Genomic DNA, 16,999 nt, shown 5'->3' with positions numbered 1-16,999 from the left:
TCGCCTGCCTGACAAAAGACGGAAGCGGCTGCCCTTGCCGGCTTAAGCGTGCTTTTATCGAAAGCGCCGGCGGCATCAAGCGGGGGGTGAGCGGTAATCTCGGAGGTGATACATTGGACAAATTGGTGATTGAGGGTGGAATTCCCCTGTCAGGCACCATACGTATCCATGGAGCAAAAAACGCGGCGCTGCCCATACTGGCCGCCAGCCTGCTGGCTGAAGGCGTTCACTCGCTGCACAATGTACCGAAGCTGCTGGACATCGAAACGATGCTCGCGATTATGGAGCGGCTGGGCTGCACTGCCGCACATGACGGAGATACGGTAACGGTGGACACGGCGTCCGCCTGTTCATCCCATGTTCCGGAAGATCTGATGAAGCAAATGAGATCTTCCATCTTCCTGATGGGGCCTCTGCTGGCCAGATTCGGGGAAGTAACCATCTATCAGCCGGGAGGCTGCGCCATCGGTGAACGCAAGATCGATCTGCATTTGCGAGGGCTGGAGTCTCTGGGGGCGGAGATCGAGGAAGCGAACGGTAAAATCTCCTGCCGGGCGAAGCGGCTGAAGGGCTGTGACATTCATCTCGACTTTCCAAGCGTCGGCGCGACGGAAAATATTATGATGGCCGCCGCGACAGCCGAGGGCACCACGACGATTTCGGGAGCTGCCCGGGAGCCGGAGATCCAGGATCTGCAGAATTTCCTGAACCGGATGGGCGCCTCCATTATCGGGGCGGGCACCGATACGATTACCATTCAGGGTGTACAGAAGCTGCTGCCGTGCAGCTATGAAGTCATTCCCGACCGGATTGTCGCAGGCACCGTCATGATTGCCGCCGCGGCGACCCGGGGAGACGTCACGCTCGCGCATACCAACGTGGGTCATCTGAATTCGCTGATTCACGTCCTGAAGCGCGCCGGTGTTCAAATCACAGTATGCAATGATATAATTAATATTAGTTGTATGGGGCGTCCCCGGGCCGTAGAACGTATTGTTACTTCCCCTTATCCATCTTTTCCGACGGATCTTCAGTCGCAGATTATGGTGCTCCTCGCATTGGCCGACGGTTACAGCGTGATCAAGGAGACCGTATTTGAAGGAAGATTCAAGCATGTGGAAGAAATGGCCCGTATGGGCGCGGATATATCTACCCATTTGAACCGTGCGTTTATCCGGGGCGTCAAACGGCTCTACGGGGCAACGGTGGAAGCGACCGATTTACGGGCCGGCGCGGCGCTCGTCATAGCGGGGCTGGCCGCTCAAGGCACCACCGTCGTTGAACAGGCTCATCATATTGACAGAGGATACGACGGCATTGAACTGCTGTTTCAGAAGCTGGGCGCCCGGATCAGCCGCAGGACGCCTGTTCCGGGCCCCATTGATCTGGCCAATTAAACTCCCCTGTCTCCTCCAATCGAAAGACGGGGGAGGCAGGGCCTTACTACGGAGACTATAGAATGCCAAATACCCGACTGCCTGTTCTTCAAGAGGACAAGCCCAAGAAAAAAAGAAGCCGTAAAGTGACGGCGATCCTGCTGCTGCTGTTTATCGCGCTGCTAGGCGTCATTTTTTTCCGTTCTTCGGCCAGCCGCATTACGGAAATCGAATTCCGCGGCAGCAAATATTCCACTTCGGAAGAGCTTCTTCGGCAGAGCGGCCTCAAAAAAGGAGGACAGTTCTTCGCCGTATCGAAGAGCGGAGTGGAGAAGTCGCTGCTTGAGCTGAACACGGTGCAAAAGGTGACGGTGGACAAGCGTTTTCCAGGTGTAATTTCGGTTCAGGTTACCGAATTTCCAGCTGTTGCGTACGAGCTTGATCCCAAAGGCAGCTTGAAGGCGATCCTGTCCAGCGGCGCGTCGGTATCCATCGACGAGAGCGGAATCGCGGTGGAGAAGCCGATCCTGACCGGCTGGAAGGCTACGGACCCGTATAAAGCGAAGCTGTGCGGAGTGCTGGCCGGGATACCGAATGAGCTGACGAGCGACATTTCTGAAATCGTGCCGTCGCCATCGCTCTCTTTTCCGGACCGGATCAAGCTGTATACCCGTTCGCACTTTGAAGTGACCACTGCCGTCTCTCTGCTGAAGGACAAAGTGGAATATCTGAACCAGGTCATCGAAACGAAAGAGCCGGGGATGATAACGATGCTTGAGGCGGATTCCTACGTTCCTTTCCGGGGCGACAGCGCGCAAGAGGGCGCAGATGATAAATAGCTACTACTCATAGGGAATAAAAAATGCTACAATCGGTTTTATGGGCTATAAAGTTTCATCCCTCTTTTTTCTCCGGATTTTTTGAAATTAGAGCAAAGTTTTTTACATCCACTTATTGCTTTTATTTCCAAGAAAAGTTTCTTTTTTCCGGTCAAAAAATTTGTAGAAAAAAGAGGGAAAGGAATAGGCATGTGGAATATGTAGAAAGACGTTTCCCGCCCCTTTCAAGCGGCGGAAACCAATACGATCAATCGGGAGGTGCCATAGGGCTTGAGCAACAATGACATCATTGTTAGTTTGGACATCGGTACATCCAAAGTTCGGGCAATTATCGGGGAAGTTACCAATGGAACCTTGAATATTATCGGTGTCGGCTCTGCCGACTCGGAAGGCATACGCAAAGGCGCGATTGTAGACATCGATCAGACGGTACAGTCCATCAGAAACGCAGTCGAGCACGCGGAACAGATGGTGGGCATTCAAATATCCGAAGTGTATGTCGGCATTTCCGGCAATCATATCGGCCTGCAATCCAGCCATGGCGTAGTTGCCGTCCAGAATGAAGATCGCGAAATCGGCGAGGAGGATATCCTGCGCGTTCTCAAGGCTGCGGAAGTGATCGCACTGCCTCCTGAACGCGAAGTGATCGATGTCGTCGCCAAGCAATATATCGTCGATGGTCTTGAAGGCATTCAGGACCCCCGCGGAATGATCGGTGTTCGCCTGGAAGTAGAAGCCACCATCGTTACCGGAGCCAAGACGCCAATACATAACCTGCTGCGCTGTGTGGAGAAATCGGGGCTGAGGATTAAGGATCTCGTACTGATGTCTCTCGGAGCTGGCGGGTTAGCGCTTTCCAAAGATGAAAAATCAATGGGAGCGGTTCTGGTGGATATCGGTGCGGGCGCGACGACGATTGCCGTATATGAAGAAGGTTCCCTTATTGCAACCTCAACGATACCGATCGGCGGAGAATTTGTTACGAATGATATCGCCTACGGACTGCGGACGCTGACCGATCAGGCGGAGAAAGTCAAGCTTAAATACGGATGCGCCTGGATTGATGACGCGGCCTCCGATGTTGTGTTCAAGGTGCTGAGAATCGGCAGCAACGTGGAGAAGGAGTTCAATCAGGAGGATTTGGCGGCGATTATCGAGCCCCGGGTCCAGGAGATTTTCCACCTGATTCTCCAGGAAGTGAAGCGGCTTGGTTACAGTGACCTCCCCGGAGGTTATATACTTACGGGTGGAACTGTATCGATGCCGGGCGTATTGAAGGCGGCGCAATCGGAATTATCGGCGTCCGTCCGGATTGCGGTACCCGATTACATCGGGGTGAGAGACCCCGGATTTACAAGCGGCGTCGGCATTTTGCACCACGTTGTCCGAAGCTTTCGGGGACGCGGCGGCTCTGCTAGCGCGAACAAGAAAACGGTCAGCCGCAGCAAGCCGAATGCCGCGCCAAGCCAGGAGGCCGTCCAGAAGCAAGGATTCGTGGAGCGACTCAAAAATATTTTCAGCGATTTCATATAGTGAATGTCCAGATACACTTGGACCGGCCATCCAAGCACATTGAGGGGGAGAGGGAACAATATGTTGGAATTTGATTTTGAAATGGAGAGCCTGGCGCAAATTAAGGTCATCGGCGTTGGCGGCGGCGGCAGCAATGCGGTCAACCGGATGATTGAGAACGGCGTGCAGGGCGTTGAGTTCATAACGGTTAATACGGACGCCCAGGCGCTGCATATGGCCAAATCGGAACATAAATTGCAAATCGGGGACAAGCTGACCCGCGGCTTGGGTGCAGGCGCCAATCCGGAGGTCGGCAAGAAGGCCGCTGAAGAATCCCGCGATCTGATCTCGAATACGCTCAAGGGAGCCGACATGGTATTCGTTACCGCAGGCATGGGCGGCGGCACCGGTACCGGTGCTGCGCCGGTGATTGCCGAAATCGCCAAGGAATGCGGAGCGCTTACAGTTGGCGTAGTTACCCGTCCTTTTACCTTTGAAGGCCGCAAGCGTTCCACGCAAGCCGAGCTCGGTATCGAGGCGCTGAAGGAAAAGGTCGATACACTTATCGTCATTCCCAACGACCGTCTCCTCGAAATCGTTGATAAGAAGACTCCGATGCTGGAAGCCTTCCGCGAAGCGGATAACGTGCTGCGTCAGGCTGTACAAGGGATTTCCGACCTGATCGCCGTTCCGGGCCTCATCAACCTTGACTTTGCCGACGTGAAGACGATCATGACGGAACGCGGATCGGCTCTGATGGGTATCGGCATCGCGACAGGCGAGAACCGGGCATCGGAAGCCGCACGTAAGGCGATCATGAGCCCGCTGCTTGAAACTTCCATCGAGGGAGCCCGAGGCGTCATTATGAACATTACCGGCGGCTCCAATCTCTCACTGTATGAAGTCAATGAAGCGGCCGAGATCGTCACTTCCGCCTCTGACCCCGAAGTCAATATGATCTTCGGCGCGATTATCGAAGAGAGCATGAAGGACGAAATCAAAGTTACGGTCATCGCGACAGGCTTCGAGCATAAGGCAGCACCAACTGCGCAACGCCGTCCGGCTTCGAACCAGACCGAGCAGGCCCCGGATAAGACGAACAACCTTCGTCCGTTCGGCAACCAGGTAAGCTCCGATCAGCTCGACATTCCGACCTTCCTGCGCAACCGCTCGCGGGGTAACCGCGAGTAATACAACTTAAATAACGGCAACATTCAAAGGAAGCCATCCTGAAAAAGGAAGGGCTTCCTTTTTTTTATACCACCAAAAAGTAAGAGTACTGAAAATTGACATCCGAGCATAGGCTGTGTGGATAGGCGAAGGTACAAGAAAACTCGACAAAAATAGCCCGCTGCCGCCTACCAGGTTTAGACAGACTTTGGACCTCGGACTTTCTATACTATTCCTATCGCAGCAAAAAGACCTGATGCCAAGCATCTGGTGGCTCCAATATCGGCCTTAGGCAGGTGAATGCATGGTAGTTTATATCGACTTGATCTTTGCCGCCAATTTGCTGATCGACGCAGTGCTGCTGTGGCTCACCGGATGGATGATCAAGGTCAGGATCAGGTGGTGGAGGCTTTGGCTGTCTGCCCTGGTCGGCGCGTTGTATGTCGTTATGATGTTTGTGCCGGAGCTTTCGTTCATGTATACCTTTCTGATCAAGTTCGGTTTGTCGGTCATCATGATCGGTGTCGCTTTCGGTTTTACCAGCCTGCAGGGCTTTTTGCGAAGCATGGGGGCCTTCTACATCATTAATTTTGCTGCGGCGGGCGGTATTCTGGGCGTACATTACCTGCTTCAGAGCTCCGGGGATATCTGGAACGGAATTCTGTATACGGCGGCTGGAGGTTATGCTTACCGGCTAAAAATCGGATTTTGGTTCGTGCTGTTCATCCTGCTGCTTGTGCTGGGCTGTTACAAAGCCGTTCATTCCTCCCGGGCGCGAAGAGAGAAGCTGGAAGCTTATATCGGCACAGTGCAGGTCGAAATTGAAGGCGTGACCGTCACCTGCTCCGGATTGCTCGACACCGGGAACCGGCTGTACGATCCGTTGACCAAAACCCCCGTTATGGTGATGGAAGCTTCGCTGTGGGAGGAGTATTTGCCGGAAAGCTGGAAAGGGCGTTTGTCGCAGGAAGGGGCGGATCAGCTGCTTTTGGAAACGGACGGGCAGTCCTTTATATGGCAAGACCGGCTAAGACTCGTCCCTTACCGCGGGGTGAACAGGGGAGCGTCTTTTATGCTGGCGCTGAAGCCGGACCATGTTGCGGTGACCCTTGGCGAAACGACCACCGGGCACCGGAAAGTGCTAATCGGCCTTGACGGCGGCACGCTGTCCGGGGATGGGGCTTACCGGGCGATCATTCATCCCGATTTGGCCCAGAGCGAGTCTGCGATTCATCCGGGCGGAGTTGCCTGACGCATTTCCCTTGCGGAACTGAAGGCCATGCGATTCGGAGAGGAGAAGCGGTCCGGCAGCTTTCAGCGCTTACTTCAGGAAGGAGGAACAACGATGATCAAATGGAGACTGACGCTGCAGCTCCAGTATTACCGGGTGCTGTTTCTGCTCGGGCTGAAAAGCCAGGAAATTTATTATATCGGAGGGAGCGAGGCCCTTCCCCCGCCGCTCACACGGGAGGAGGAGGATTATCTGCTCCAGCGCCTCCCCTCGGGCGACGCGGCCGTACGCGCCATGCTGATCGAGCGCAATCTGCGCCTTGTCGTGTACATAGCCCGTAAATTTGAAAATACCGGCATCAATATCGAGGATCTGGTGTCGATCGGCGCCATCGGTCTGATCAAGGCGGTCAATACGTTCGACCCCGAGAAGAAAATCAAGCTCGCCACATACGCGTCGCGCTGTATCGAGAACGAGATCCTCATGTACCTTCGCCGCAATAGTAAAACGCGCAGCGAGGTATCCTTCGACGAGCCGCTGAATATCGACTGGGACGGCAATGAGCTGCTGCTGTCAGACGTGCTTGGCACCGAGAACGACACCATCTACCGCAACATTGAGGAGCAGGTGGACCGCAAGCTGCTGCAAAAGGCGCTGGAGAAGTTGAGCGAGCGGGAGCGGCTTATTATGGAGCTTCGGTTCGGGCTGCGCGGCGGCGAGGAGAAGACGCAGAAGGACGTTGCCGATCTGCTCGGTATCTCCCAATCCTATATTTCCCGGCTGGAAAAAAGAATAATCAAGCGGCTGCGTAAAGAGTTCAACAAGATGGTTTAGCCCTGCCTGAAGGTCCTTCTTGCAGGCAAAAGGCCAAGGAATAAAATGGCCGACCGGGGAGATAATGTACAGTAATGTTTCTCCTTGGGAGGTTAATCATCATGACCCGAAATAAAGTCGAGATATGCGGTGTGGATACCGCCAAGCTGCCCGTTCTGACGAACGCGGAGATGCGGGAGCTGTTCACTTCGCTGCAGCAGAAGGGCGAGAAATCCGCCAGAGAGAAATTGGTGAACGGCAATCTGAGACTGGTGCTGAGCGTAATCCAGCGGTTCAACAACCGCGGGGAATTCGTTGACGATTTGTTTCAGGTGGGCTGTATCGGGCTGATGAAAGCCATTGATAACTTCGACCTGTCGCAGAATGTAAAATTTTCCACCTATGCGGTGCCGATGATCATCGGTGAAATCCGCCGCTACCTGAGGGACAACAACCCGATACGCGTCTCACGCTCGCTCAGGGACATCGCTTACAAGGCGCTCCAGGTGCGGGACAGTCTGACCAACCAGAATTCCCGGGAACCCACGATTTTTGAAATTTCCGAGGCGCTTGGCGTTCCGAAAGAGGATGTCGTATTCGCACTCGATGCCATTCAGGACCCCGTTTCCTTATTCGAGCCGATCTACCACGATGGCGGCGATCCGATTTACGTCATGGACCAGATCAGCGACGACAAAAACAAAGACGTCTCCTGGATTGAGGAAATTGCGCTGCGGGAGGCGATGCAGAGGTTGGGGCAGCGGGAAAAACGCATCCTGTCGATGCGGTTTTTCGAGGGCAAGACGCAAATGGAGGTCGCCGACGAAATCGGCATTTCACAGGCGCAGGTATCCCGGCTTGAGAAGTCGGCCATCCAGCAGATGCAAAAGCATGTGAAGTCATAACCTAAGACAAAAATTGGACAACCCATCCCACTCAAGGGCCCTGCCTGAAGGTGGGTTGTTTTTTTTGAAATTATAAGATGTATAAGCCGGACGCTTATCATTTTGACTTATAATTCTACGAGAAACGCACTTGCGTCCTTCAGGACACCGTCAGGCGTTTCTTCTTGACACCAAAATATGAGGCATTTGACCAAGCCGCCACCACATATACTTAGTTGTACGTTTGAACTTACAGAGGTGGCGCCATATGAATCAGGAAACAACGGCTTCGGGCAAAAAAATGAAAATATCCGACTTTCAGGCCAAGGATGTAATTAATATTGTCGACGGCAGGCGTCTCGGTCAGGTCAGTGATCTGGAGTTGGATTTGCGGCGCGGGGTGATCGATGCCATTATCGTTCCGGGCTATACGAGGTTTATGGGTCTGTTCGGCGGAGGAGCCGATCTCGTCATTCCATGGCGGAATATTGTGAAGATCGGTTCGGATGTCGTGCTGGTGAAAATGGTGGAGCCCCGGCCTTCACTGGAGGCGGAAGAACGTGAAATCCTTGTGCTCCAGCGGGAAGAAAGAAATGAACGGCGCACGTACTGAACGCTGCGCTTTCTTTTTGCATCCGTAACGCAAAGGCCGGCGCTAGACTTCACCGGGCGATCTTGTGGTACACTTGAAGGCGGGGTGAGAGAATGGAACCTTTTGTGCAAAAAAGCGGGAGTCCGGCGCTGTTCAGCCTTGAGCCGTGGACGAACCCGGATTCGAAAATAACCGCCGGATTTACCGGACGGGCCGGGGGAGCAGGCCGAACGCCTTACGACAGCCTGAACTGCGCTTTTCATGTAGGCGACATCCCGGAGGATGTCATTAAGAACCGCAAGCTTGTAGCCGAGAGTCTCGGCTTTTCGTTAGAAGACTGGACATGCGGGGAGCAGGTGCACGGCTCGGAAATCGCGGTTGTGACGGCGGATGACAAGGGACGGGGCAGTCTGGAACGGTCCACGGCGTTTGCCGATACGGACGGACTTCTGACCGATGTGCCCGGCGTGCTGCTTGCTTCGTTCTACGCGGATTGCGTTCCGCTCTATTTCCATGATCCGGTAACGGGAGCCGTCGGCCTGGCTCATGCGGGCTGGAAAGGGACGGTGGCGGAAATTGCTTTGTCCATGGCAGGGAGGATGGAAGCCGTCTACGGCAGCCGCAAGGAGGATATCCGGGCAGCGATCGGTCCAAGCATCGGCGCCTGCTGCTACGAGGTGGACGATTTCGTCATGGACCATGTGCGCAGGCTGGAGGAGAGCCTCATCCGGGATGAGGAATCCGGGGAAAGCCTGTACAGCCCTTCGACAGCGCATATTGGCAAAATGATGCTCAACTTGAAAGAATTGAACCGACGCATTATGATAAAAGCAGGAATATTGCCGACACATATCGAATGTACAAGTTGGTGTACAAGCTGCAGCCCTGATTTGTTCTTCTCCTACCGCAAGGAAAACGGGGTGACGGGAAGAATGGCGAGCTGGATCGGAATATCATCCCCACAAAGTGGGGCCTAGACTTCGAGGTTTACTCAGGTACTTTGCGGGGACCCCGGAAATGAATGAAGTCTGTCTTGAGTAAAAAAGGAGAGTTGACCGTTGTCCTCGACATTGCAGGAACGAATAGCCGAAGTCAGCCGGCGCATTGAACGCGCGTGCGCCAAAGGCGGACGGAAAGCAACGGAAGTCAGGATCATTGCGGTGACCAAGTATGTGTCGCCGGAGATGACAGCCGCCGTGCTGGCTTCCGGTCTTACAGATATCGGCGAGAATCGCTGGCAGAATGCCGAGCGCAAATGGGAAGCGCTTGGCAGTCAGGGAGTATGGCATTTTATCGGCCATTTACAGACCAACAAGGTGAAGGATATCATTGGCAAATTTCAATATATCCATTCACTGGACCGCTTGTCGCTGGCCCGCGAACTGCAGCGGAAGGCGGAGGCGGCCGGAGTGGACGTGAACGTATTCCTTCAGGTGAACATTTCCGGAGAAGAGTCCAAGTTTGGCCTGAATCCGGAAGCTGTTCCGGATTTTTTACGTGAAATTTCGGGATTTAATCGGCTTAAGATCGTCGGACTTATGACTATGGCACCGCATGAGGAAGACCCCGAGCTTACGCGGCCGGTATTTCGCGGTCTCCGCGAACTGCGGGACAAGCTTAACGGCATGGGGCTGACGCCGGAGCCGTTGACGGAGCTGTCGATGGGCATGTCGAATGATTTTGAAGTGGCGATTGAAGAAGGAGCCACCTGGGTGCGCCTGGGGACGGTATTGGTAGGCCATGAGGAGGAATCATAATGGGTGTCATGAACCGCTTTATGAGCTTTTTGGGATTGCAGGAACAAGAGGAGATTGTCGAGCATGAACAGCTGGGCCAGCATGAGGAGGAAGATTATGCGCCCAGTCCTGTAGAAACCCGCAAGAACCAGCGGGTCGGGAATGTCGTCAGCATCCATCAGCAGAAAAATGTCAAAGTCGTGCTGTACGAGCCTCGTTCGTACGACGAAGCCCAGGAAATCGCCGACCATCTCCGGTCGCACCGCACCGTCGTTGTCAATTTGCAGCGGGTCCGGAACGATCAGGCGATGCGGATTATCGATTTTTTGAGCGGAACGGTGTACGCCCTGGGCGGAGGCATCTCCAAAATTGGCGGAAATATCTTCCTCTGCACACCTGATACCGTAGAAATTCAAGGCACCATCTCGGAAATTCTCGCCGACGACCAAGACTATAACAGAATGAGGTGAACGGGCTTTGTCCCAAATTGATTCTATAATTAACATTCTTTTCAATATTTACTTCTACATGATCCTATTCTACGTGCTGATGTCCTGGCTGCCGAATGTGCGTGATAACTTTATTGGGGAGCTGCTCGGCAAGCTGGTTGAGCCTTACTTGACGCCGTTCCGCAAAATTATTCCGCCTTTGTTCGGAACCATCGATTTTTCGCCGGTTGTGGCGCTGCTTGTGCTGGAGCTTGCGGTGAACGGACTCCGGTCCGTGCTGTTTTACCTGATGGGTTAAGCATGAAACAGGACATTTACGGTCATTTTCACCCTGACGAGCGGCAATTTGTGGACAGGGCCTATGAGTGGGTAGAGAATGCGGTCCGGTATCATGAGCTGAAGCTGACGGATTTCCTCGACCCGCGGCAGGGCTATATTCTGCATTCGCTCGCGAACCGTGAGCCGGATGTGAAGGTCAAATGGGATGGCGGCCACGAAGAAGCGGAACGGCGGAGAGCGCTGATTGCTCCCGATTACCGTGACTTGGAAGATGAAGAGCTGGGACTGAAGGTGCTAAGCATAGCACCGGCGGAGCAGAATCTGCCGAAGCTGGAGCATGGGGATTATATGGGTTCCCTGCTAGGTCTCGGAATCAAGCGCAGCAAAATCGGCGATATCCACGTTCTGGAGGACGGCTGCCATGCCGTTGTGACGTCGGATATCGCCGATTATTTGGCCCTGCATATGAGCAGTGTCGGCCGCGCTCCCGTCACGGTAGAGGTGCTGCCGGTATCGGAGCTGCGGCGAGCCGAGGTCAAGCTGGAAACGATGGAGCTTACGGTATCTTCCCTGCGGCTCGACGGCATTGCGTCGGATGTGTGCCGGCTCAGCCGGAGCAAAATTCTCGTTCCCATCAAGGCCGGACGCGTCCGGGTGAACTGGAAGGTGGAGGAAGATCCTTCATTCCATCTGAAAGATGGCGATGTCGTTTCGGTTCAGGGCTTTGGCCGCTTTAAAGTGCTGGAGGTCGGCGGACTGACAAAAAAAGCCCGATACCGGGTCCGGGTCGGCAAATTTGTATAAATTTCTTGCAGGAATTTCAGTCGGCTTGTCGAAATTGATTAACTCTAAGGGCAGCTAACATTTGTGGAGCTGGACGCCGATAGTTTTAGAAGAGGCGAAATCTCAGACAGTCACGGAAAAAATGGGCCGCTTGACTTGTCCTAAGCTGGCTTGTTTTTCAGATTTCCTTCTTCATCCTGAAAGATGAAGTGACGGCTGGGCGGAAGAGGCCCGAAATTTCTAGGAGGTGCACAGCATGCCATTAACGCCGCTCGATATACATAACAAGGAGTTTGCCCGGCGGCTCCGAGGTTATGATGAGGACGAGGTCAATGAGTTTCTCGATCAGGTTATTAAGGATTACGAGAGCGTCATCCGGGAGAACAAGGAGCTTAGTAATCAGCTTCTGACCCTGCAGGAGCGTCTGGACCATTTTACGAACATCGAAGACACTTTGTCGAAGACCATTATTGTAGCCCAGGAAGCTGCCGACGAAGTGAAGAACAACGCCAAGAAAGAGTCGCAGCTCATTATCAAGGAAGCGGAGAAGAACGCCGACCGCATTATTAACGAGGCGCTTTCCAAATCCCGCAAAATTGCTATTGAGACCGAAGAGCTCCGCAAGCAAGCCTCTATCTACCGTACCCGGTTCCGGACGCTGGTGGAAGCTCAGCTTGAGCTGTTGTCCCAGGACGATTGGGACGCACTGGAGAGCCGCGAGGTCCGCGAAGAAGTATTTTGAGGCAAAGACCCTGGCCTGTTGACTTTTATCGTTAAAGAAGCTATAACTAGAACATATCTGTAACAATTTATATTGTATTCGATGACGGGAACAGTACGTCATGGCAACGATCCCCAGAGAGTCGGCGATTGCTGAAAGCCGATGGTCAAACCATGCCGGAATATCCTCCCCAAGAAGCGAACCTGAAACGAACCTTGTGTCGTGCGTAAGGCGAGCCGTCTCCCGGACGTTATACCGGACCTGCGTAATTGCGCGGGAGCTGAGATCACGTATGATCTTTGACCGTTTATTCGGCAGGGGTTTGCGCGGAATTAGGGTGGTATCGCGAGCGTCGCCTCGCCCCTTTGGGGGCGGGGCGTTTATTATTTTTGGGACGGCGATCCCCCTAAATCCCCCTTAACAAGGGGGACCCCAAGGGTTGCACCCTCTGGACACCCGCAAGGGTTGGAGAGGTGCGGGGGCTTGGCGGACGGGAGCGGCAGTTGGCGGTGGAGCGGCCCTTCCTCGCGGCATCCCCTGACGGGGACGCCGCGAGGGGCCTTTACAGCGGCGCAGTGGACGCGGGCGGCTGCGCCCCGGCCTCCAGTGGCCCCTCGCAAGAGCTGCCCTGACGGGGTCGCGGCTCGGGTACCCCGGGCAACCCCGGTGCGGGCGGCTGAGCCCCGCCCGCCGAGGCCCCTCGCGAGTGCTGCCCTAGCGGGATCGCGGCTCGGGTGCCAACGTGGAGCGGCCGCTTGCGGCAAGCGGGCCTACAGCAAAATTAACCTTAAACCCGCCGCTGCCCTGGGCCCAGGCAAACTTCCGGGTGTCCAGAGGGCGGGCCCTCGGGGTCCCCCTTGGCTAAGGGGGATTTAGGGGGATCGAAAACGGTTTTAAGACAAAACCACGAGAGGAATGGATTCCATGCAAAAAGTAGACATCAAAGAAAAGGCGCGGGACAGAGACGTCCGCATCTTAAAGAAATGGAACGAAGAGAATACGTTCCGTAAATCAATCGAATACCGTGAAGGCAAGCCCAACTATGTATTCTACGAAGGTCCGCCGACCGCAAACGGCGCTCCGCATATCGGGCACGTGCTTGGCCGCGTAATCAAAGACTTTATCGGCCGCTACCAGACGATGAAGGGTTACCGCGTTGTGCGGAAGGCCGGCTGGGATACCCACGGTCTGCCGGTCGAGCTTGGCGTAGAGAAGCAGCTCGGAATCTCCGGCAAGCAGGAGATCGAAGCCTATGGCGTCGAGAAATTCATCAAGAAATGTAAAGACAGCGTCTTCGGCTACGAGAAGCAGTGGCGCGAATTTACAGAAGCGATCGGCTATTGGACCGATCTAGATAATCCTTACGTTACCCTGAACAATACCTACATCGAGAGCGTATGGAACATCCTTGCAACGGTTCATGAGAAAGGACTTTTGTACCGCGGCCACCGCGTCAGCCCTTACTGTCCAAGCTGCCAGACGACGCTCAGCTCGCATGAAGTAGCTCAAGGGTACAAGACGGTCAAGGACCTGAGCGCCACGGCCAAGTTCAAGCTGGACGACAGCGGCGAATATGTGCTGGCCTGGACGACGACGCCTTGGACGCTTCCGGCGCATATGGCGCTCGCGGTTAATCCGGACATGGATTATGTGCGGGTGCAGCAGGAGGACGGCGTCTACATCATGGCCAAGAATCTGGTCGAAGAAGTGGCTAAGGGCGAGCATACGGTGTTGTCCGAGCTGAAAGGCTCCGATCTGGTTGGCAAAACGTACCAGCCCCCGTTCAGCTACATCCAGGCAGAGAGAAGCAATCTGATCGTCGGAGCTTCTTTTGTGACGGATGCCAGCGGTACGGGGATCGTGCATATGGCGCCGGCCCATGGCGAGGACGACTACAAGGCCTGCCGCGAGAACGGCATCACCTTCGTGAACGTGGTGGATACGTCGGGTAAATATACCGATACGGTTACTGATTTTGCCGGACGCTTTGTGAAAGACTGCGACCTGGATATCGTCAAGGCGCTGTCGGAGAAGGGCCTGCTGTATGGCAAGGAAAAATACGAGCACAGCTATCCGTTCTGCTGGCGCTGCGATACACCGCTTCTGTACTATGCGACAGACAGCTGGTTTATCAATACGACAGCGATCAAGGATCAGCTGATCGCGAACAACAATGGCGTCAACTGGTATCCAGGCCATGTCCGCGAAGGCCGGTTCGGCAAGTTTCTGGATGAACTGGTGGACTGGAACATCAGCCGCAACCGCTACTGGGGCACTCCACTGAACGTATGGGTCTGCCAGGAGACGGGCAAAGAGTTCGCGCCGCACAGCATCGCCGAGCTTCGGGAAATGGCAATTGGCGATGTACCTGAAGATATCGAGCTGCATAAGCCGTATGTGGATAACATCCGCCTGCGCAGCCCGTTCAAAGAAGGCGCGGAAATGGTGCGGACCTCTGAAGTGATCGACGTGTGGTTCGACAGCGGCTCGATGCCTTTTGCGCAAAGCCACTATCCGTTCGAGAACGCGGATAAGCTGGAGGAACAATATCCTGCGGACATGATCTGCGAAGGCATCGACCAGACGCGCGGCTGGTTCTACAGCTTGCTTGCGGTGTCGACGCTGTTCAAAGGCAAAGCGCCTTACAAGGCGGTTATCGCTACGGGCCATATCCTCGACGAGAACGGCCAGAAGATGTCCAAATCGAAGGGCAATGTCATCAACCCTTGGGATATCATGAACGAATACGGCACCGACGCGTTCCGCTGGGCGATCCTGGCCGACAGCGCGCCGTGGAACAACAAGCGCTTCTCCCGTGGGCTGGTGGGCGAGAGCAAGTCTAAGGTCGTCGATACGCTGGTGAACACCCACGCGTTCTTGACGCTGTATGCGGGAATTGACGGCTACGATCCGGCGGAGCATCCGTTCAAGCTGTCTTCTCACAAGCTGGACCGCTGGATTCTGTCCCGGCTGAACAGCCTGATCCTGGTTGTGGATAAAGGGCTTGCGGTCAATGACTTCGTTAACTCGTCCAAAGCGATCGAGAACTTTATCGACGAGCTGAGCAACTGGTATATCCGTCGTTCCCGCGACCGTTTCTGGGGCAGCGGGCTAGGAGAGGAGAAGCTGGACGCTTACCGTACGCTGACGCATGTGTTACTGACGACGGCGAAGATTGTCGCTCCTTTCATGCCTATGCTGGCGGAGGATATTTTCGTCAACCTGGGCGGCGGAGAAAGCGTGCATTTGGCGGATTACCCGGCAGCCGACGAGAGCCTGATCGACCTTACGCTTGAGCAGGATATGGAAAGCGCCCGTAACATCGTTGAGCTGGCGCGGAACGTCCGCAACGAGACCGGAATCAAGACGCGTCAGCCGCTTTCCGAGCTGATCGTTTCCATCAGCCAGAGCTTTAATGTCGCGGATTATGAGGAGATCATCAAGGACGAGATCAATGTCAAGTCCATCGTGCTGGAGACGAGCGACAGCGGCTTTGTTGATTTTACCCTGAAGCTGAACCTGAAGGTCGCAGGCAAAAAATACGGCAAAAACGTCGGCTTCATCCAGGGCTTCCTGAAATCGATGGACAGCGGCGCTACCCGCGAAGCGGTTCAAAGCGGCAAGGTGGCCGTCACCTCTCCGGAAGGCGAAGAACTGCAAATCACCGCAGACGAACTGCTGGTCGACAAGCAGGCCAAGCCGGGCTTTGCGTCCGCATCCGGTTACGGAATTACAGTCGCGCTGAATACGGAAATCACGCCGGAGCTGGAACAAGAGGGCTGGGTGCGTGAAATCGTGCGGGCGGTTCAGGATTACCGCAAACGCCTTGACCTGCCGATCGACAAGCGCGTTGCGCTGACCCTGAGTGTCGATGATGAGCTGAAAGCGGCCGTTACGGCGTTCGAGAATGTCCTTCGTGAGAATGTACTGGTTACGACGATTGGTTTTAGCGGCAATCATGCCCCTGAAACGGTGGATATCGGCGGCAAAACGATCGGCATCGTAATCGGTTAAAGCTTGGATTAAAGCAAGTGGCGGCGCATGTCCCGTCCGTAAAGTGCATATACTAGTGTCAGAAGTATAAACGCAGGCGTTCCGCCAAGGCATGTCCTGCCAGAATATTTCGGCGCACAAAGACGAGTCCCGAGCGAAAGGGAGACAGATGTCTCTCCTAAGCCGGGCTCGTCTTACGTTAAGGCGCTAAAGGACGGAGGGAGCCGCAGGATGAAGGAGGACCCGGATCGCGGGACATATCGGAAGGAAAGCCTGACCTCTTGGAAACCGCTGGAGCGTGGAGGAGAGCCGCCCGAACCAGGCGATAAGGAAAAAATAAACCGCATATACCGGCTGGCGACCGACTGGGCGCAGCGGATGGAAAAATCCAGAATCTCCGAGTATACGGAGCTGCTCTATTCCCCATGGCGGCTTATATGGCTGAATGTGCTGGCAGGGACTGCGCGCGGCGTCGGAATCGCCATCGGGTTTACTTTTTTTGCGGCGACGATCATTTATGTGCTTCAGGTGCTGGGGGCGCTTAATCTGCCGATAATAGGCGATTACATCGCCGATATCGTGCGTATCGTTCAGCATCAGCTGGAGCTTAACACGTATTAG

General features: G+C 54.7%; 16 protein-coding genes. All 16 read left to right on the top strand.

The genetic code is table 11. The features are described from left to right. The first annotated feature begins 113 nt into the window (after positions 1-113). The 16 genes from murA to PSAB_RS17305 all read left to right on the top strand — a co-directional run bounded on the left by murA (position 114) and on the right by PSAB_RS17305 (position 16,999). Complete coding sequence (murA, locus tag PSAB_RS17380) at positions 114-1,397, top strand: UDP-N-acetylglucosamine 1-carboxyvinyltransferase (protein WP_025335862.1); 1,284 nt, start codon at positions 114-116, stop codon at positions 1,395-1,397. Between the two features lie 62 nt (positions 1,398-1,459). Further along, a complete protein-coding gene (locus PSAB_RS17375; protein WP_025335861.1) occupies positions 1,460-2,215 on the top strand; it encodes a cell division protein FtsQ/DivIB in 756 nt (251 codons plus the stop codon). A gap of 270 nt (positions 2,216-2,485) precedes the next feature. After that, positions 2,486-3,748: a cell division protein FtsA gene (gene ftsA / locus PSAB_RS17370; protein WP_025335860.1), complete on the top strand. Its 1,263-nt coding sequence runs from the start codon at positions 2,486-2,488 to the stop codon at positions 3,746-3,748. Positions 3,749-3,808: 60 nt separating this feature from the next. Beyond that, positions 3,809-4,918, top strand: a complete 1,110-nt coding sequence (gene ftsZ / locus PSAB_RS17365) for a cell division protein FtsZ (protein ID WP_025335859.1) — start codon at positions 3,809-3,811, stop codon at positions 4,916-4,918. A 283-nt stretch (positions 4,919-5,201) separates the two neighbouring features. Beyond that, on the top strand, positions 5,202-6,149 hold the full coding sequence (spoIIGA, locus tag PSAB_RS17360) for a sigma-E processing peptidase SpoIIGA (RefSeq protein WP_025335858.1): 948 nt from the start codon (positions 5,202-5,204) through the stop codon (positions 6,147-6,149). 93 nt (positions 6,150-6,242) lie between these two features. Beyond that, positions 6,243-6,962, top strand: coding sequence for an RNA polymerase sporulation sigma factor SigE (gene sigE, locus PSAB_RS17355; RefSeq protein ID WP_025335857.1), 720 nt, complete (start codon positions 6,243-6,245; stop codon positions 6,960-6,962). Between the two features lie 101 nt (positions 6,963-7,063). Then, the gene (sigG, locus tag PSAB_RS17350) at positions 7,064-7,846 is read left to right on the top strand and encodes an RNA polymerase sporulation sigma factor SigG (protein ID WP_025335856.1); all 783 of its coding nucleotides are present in this window, start codon (positions 7,064-7,066) and stop codon (positions 7,844-7,846) included. Positions 7,847-8,093: 247 nt separating this feature from the next. Further along, positions 8,094-8,438 (top strand): YlmC/YmxH family sporulation protein, encoded by a 345-nt coding sequence (locus PSAB_RS17345; RefSeq protein WP_025335855.1) that lies wholly within the window; start codon positions 8,094-8,096, stop codon positions 8,436-8,438. 92 nt (positions 8,439-8,530) lie between these two features. Continuing rightward, a complete protein-coding gene (gene pgeF, locus PSAB_RS17340) occupies positions 8,531-9,394 on the top strand; it encodes a peptidoglycan editing factor PgeF (RefSeq protein ID WP_025335854.1) in 864 nt (287 codons plus the stop codon). Positions 9,395-9,475: 81 nt separating this feature from the next. Then, positions 9,476-10,174 (top strand): YggS family pyridoxal phosphate-dependent enzyme, encoded by a 699-nt coding sequence (locus PSAB_RS17335; protein ID WP_025335853.1) that lies wholly within the window; start codon positions 9,476-9,478, stop codon positions 10,172-10,174. Further along, a complete protein-coding gene (locus PSAB_RS17330; protein WP_025335852.1) occupies positions 10,174-10,623 on the top strand; it encodes a cell division protein SepF in 450 nt (149 codons plus the stop codon). Before PSAB_RS17335 ends, PSAB_RS17330 begins: the two co-directional genes overlap by 1 nt. 7 nt (positions 10,624-10,630) lie before the next feature. Then, positions 10,631-10,900, top strand: coding sequence for a YggT family protein (locus PSAB_RS17325; RefSeq protein ID WP_025335851.1), 270 nt, complete (start codon positions 10,631-10,633; stop codon positions 10,898-10,900). Between the two features lie 2 nt (positions 10,901-10,902). Beyond that, positions 10,903-11,685: a YlmH family RNA-binding protein gene (locus PSAB_RS17320; protein ID WP_025335850.1), complete on the top strand. Its 783-nt coding sequence runs from the start codon at positions 10,903-10,905 to the stop codon at positions 11,683-11,685. A gap of 235 nt (positions 11,686-11,920) precedes the next feature. Then, a complete protein-coding gene (locus tag PSAB_RS17315) occupies positions 11,921-12,406 on the top strand; it encodes a DivIVA domain-containing protein (protein ID WP_025335849.1) in 486 nt (161 codons plus the stop codon). A gap of 903 nt (positions 12,407-13,309) precedes the next feature. After that, positions 13,310-16,399 (top strand): isoleucine--tRNA ligase, encoded by a 3,090-nt coding sequence (gene ileS, locus PSAB_RS17310; protein WP_025335848.1) that lies wholly within the window; start codon positions 13,310-13,312, stop codon positions 16,397-16,399. Between the two features lie 210 nt (positions 16,400-16,609). Continuing rightward, positions 16,610-16,999 carry a DUF5665 domain-containing protein gene (locus PSAB_RS17305; RefSeq protein ID WP_025335847.1) on the top strand — a complete coding sequence of 130 codons (390 nt, stop codon included), beginning with the start codon at positions 16,610-16,612 and terminating at the stop codon, positions 16,997-16,999.

This window comes from Paenibacillus sabinae T27 (assembly GCF_000612505.1).
Classification (GTDB): domain Bacteria; phylum Bacillota; class Bacilli; order Paenibacillales; family Paenibacillaceae; genus Paenibacillus_AQ; species Paenibacillus_AQ sabinae.
Note: the sequence above shows the minus strand (reverse complement) of the source record. Positions and strands in the feature narration are given on the sequence as shown.

Bases quoted from the DNA above. Each gene is read 5' to 3' on its own strand.
- ftsZ (WP_025335859.1), top strand. From the start codon at position 3,809: ATGTTGGAATTTGATTTTGAAATGGAGAGCCTGGCGCAAATTAAGGTC.
- PSAB_RS17330 (WP_025335852.1), top strand. From the start codon at position 10,174: ATGGGTGTCATGAACCGCTTTATGAGCTTTTTGGGATTGCAGGAACAA.
- PSAB_RS17305 (WP_025335847.1), top strand. From the start codon at position 16,610: ATGAAGGAGGACCCGGATCGCGGGACATATCGGAAGGAAAGCCTGACC.
- ileS (WP_025335848.1), top strand. From the start codon at position 13,310: ATGCAAAAAGTAGACATCAAAGAAAAGGCGCGGGACAGAGACGTCCGC.
- PSAB_RS17315 (WP_025335849.1), top strand. From the start codon at position 11,921: ATGCCATTAACGCCGCTCGATATACATAACAAGGAGTTTGCCCGGCGG.
- sigE (WP_025335857.1), top strand. From the start codon at position 6,243: ATGATCAAATGGAGACTGACGCTGCAGCTCCAGTATTACCGGGTGCTG.
- pgeF (WP_025335854.1), top strand. From the start codon at position 8,531: ATGGAACCTTTTGTGCAAAAAAGCGGGAGTCCGGCGCTGTTCAGCCTT.
- PSAB_RS17320 (WP_025335850.1), top strand. From the start codon at position 10,903: ATGAAACAGGACATTTACGGTCATTTTCACCCTGACGAGCGGCAATTT.
- PSAB_RS17345 (WP_025335855.1), top strand. From the start codon at position 8,094: ATGAATCAGGAAACAACGGCTTCGGGCAAAAAAATGAAAATATCCGAC.
- spoIIGA (WP_025335858.1), top strand. From the start codon at position 5,202: ATGGTAGTTTATATCGACTTGATCTTTGCCGCCAATTTGCTGATCGAC.
- PSAB_RS17375 (WP_025335861.1), top strand. From the start codon at position 1,460: ATGCCAAATACCCGACTGCCTGTTCTTCAAGAGGACAAGCCCAAGAAA.
- sigG (WP_025335856.1), top strand. From the start codon at position 7,064: ATGACCCGAAATAAAGTCGAGATATGCGGTGTGGATACCGCCAAGCTG.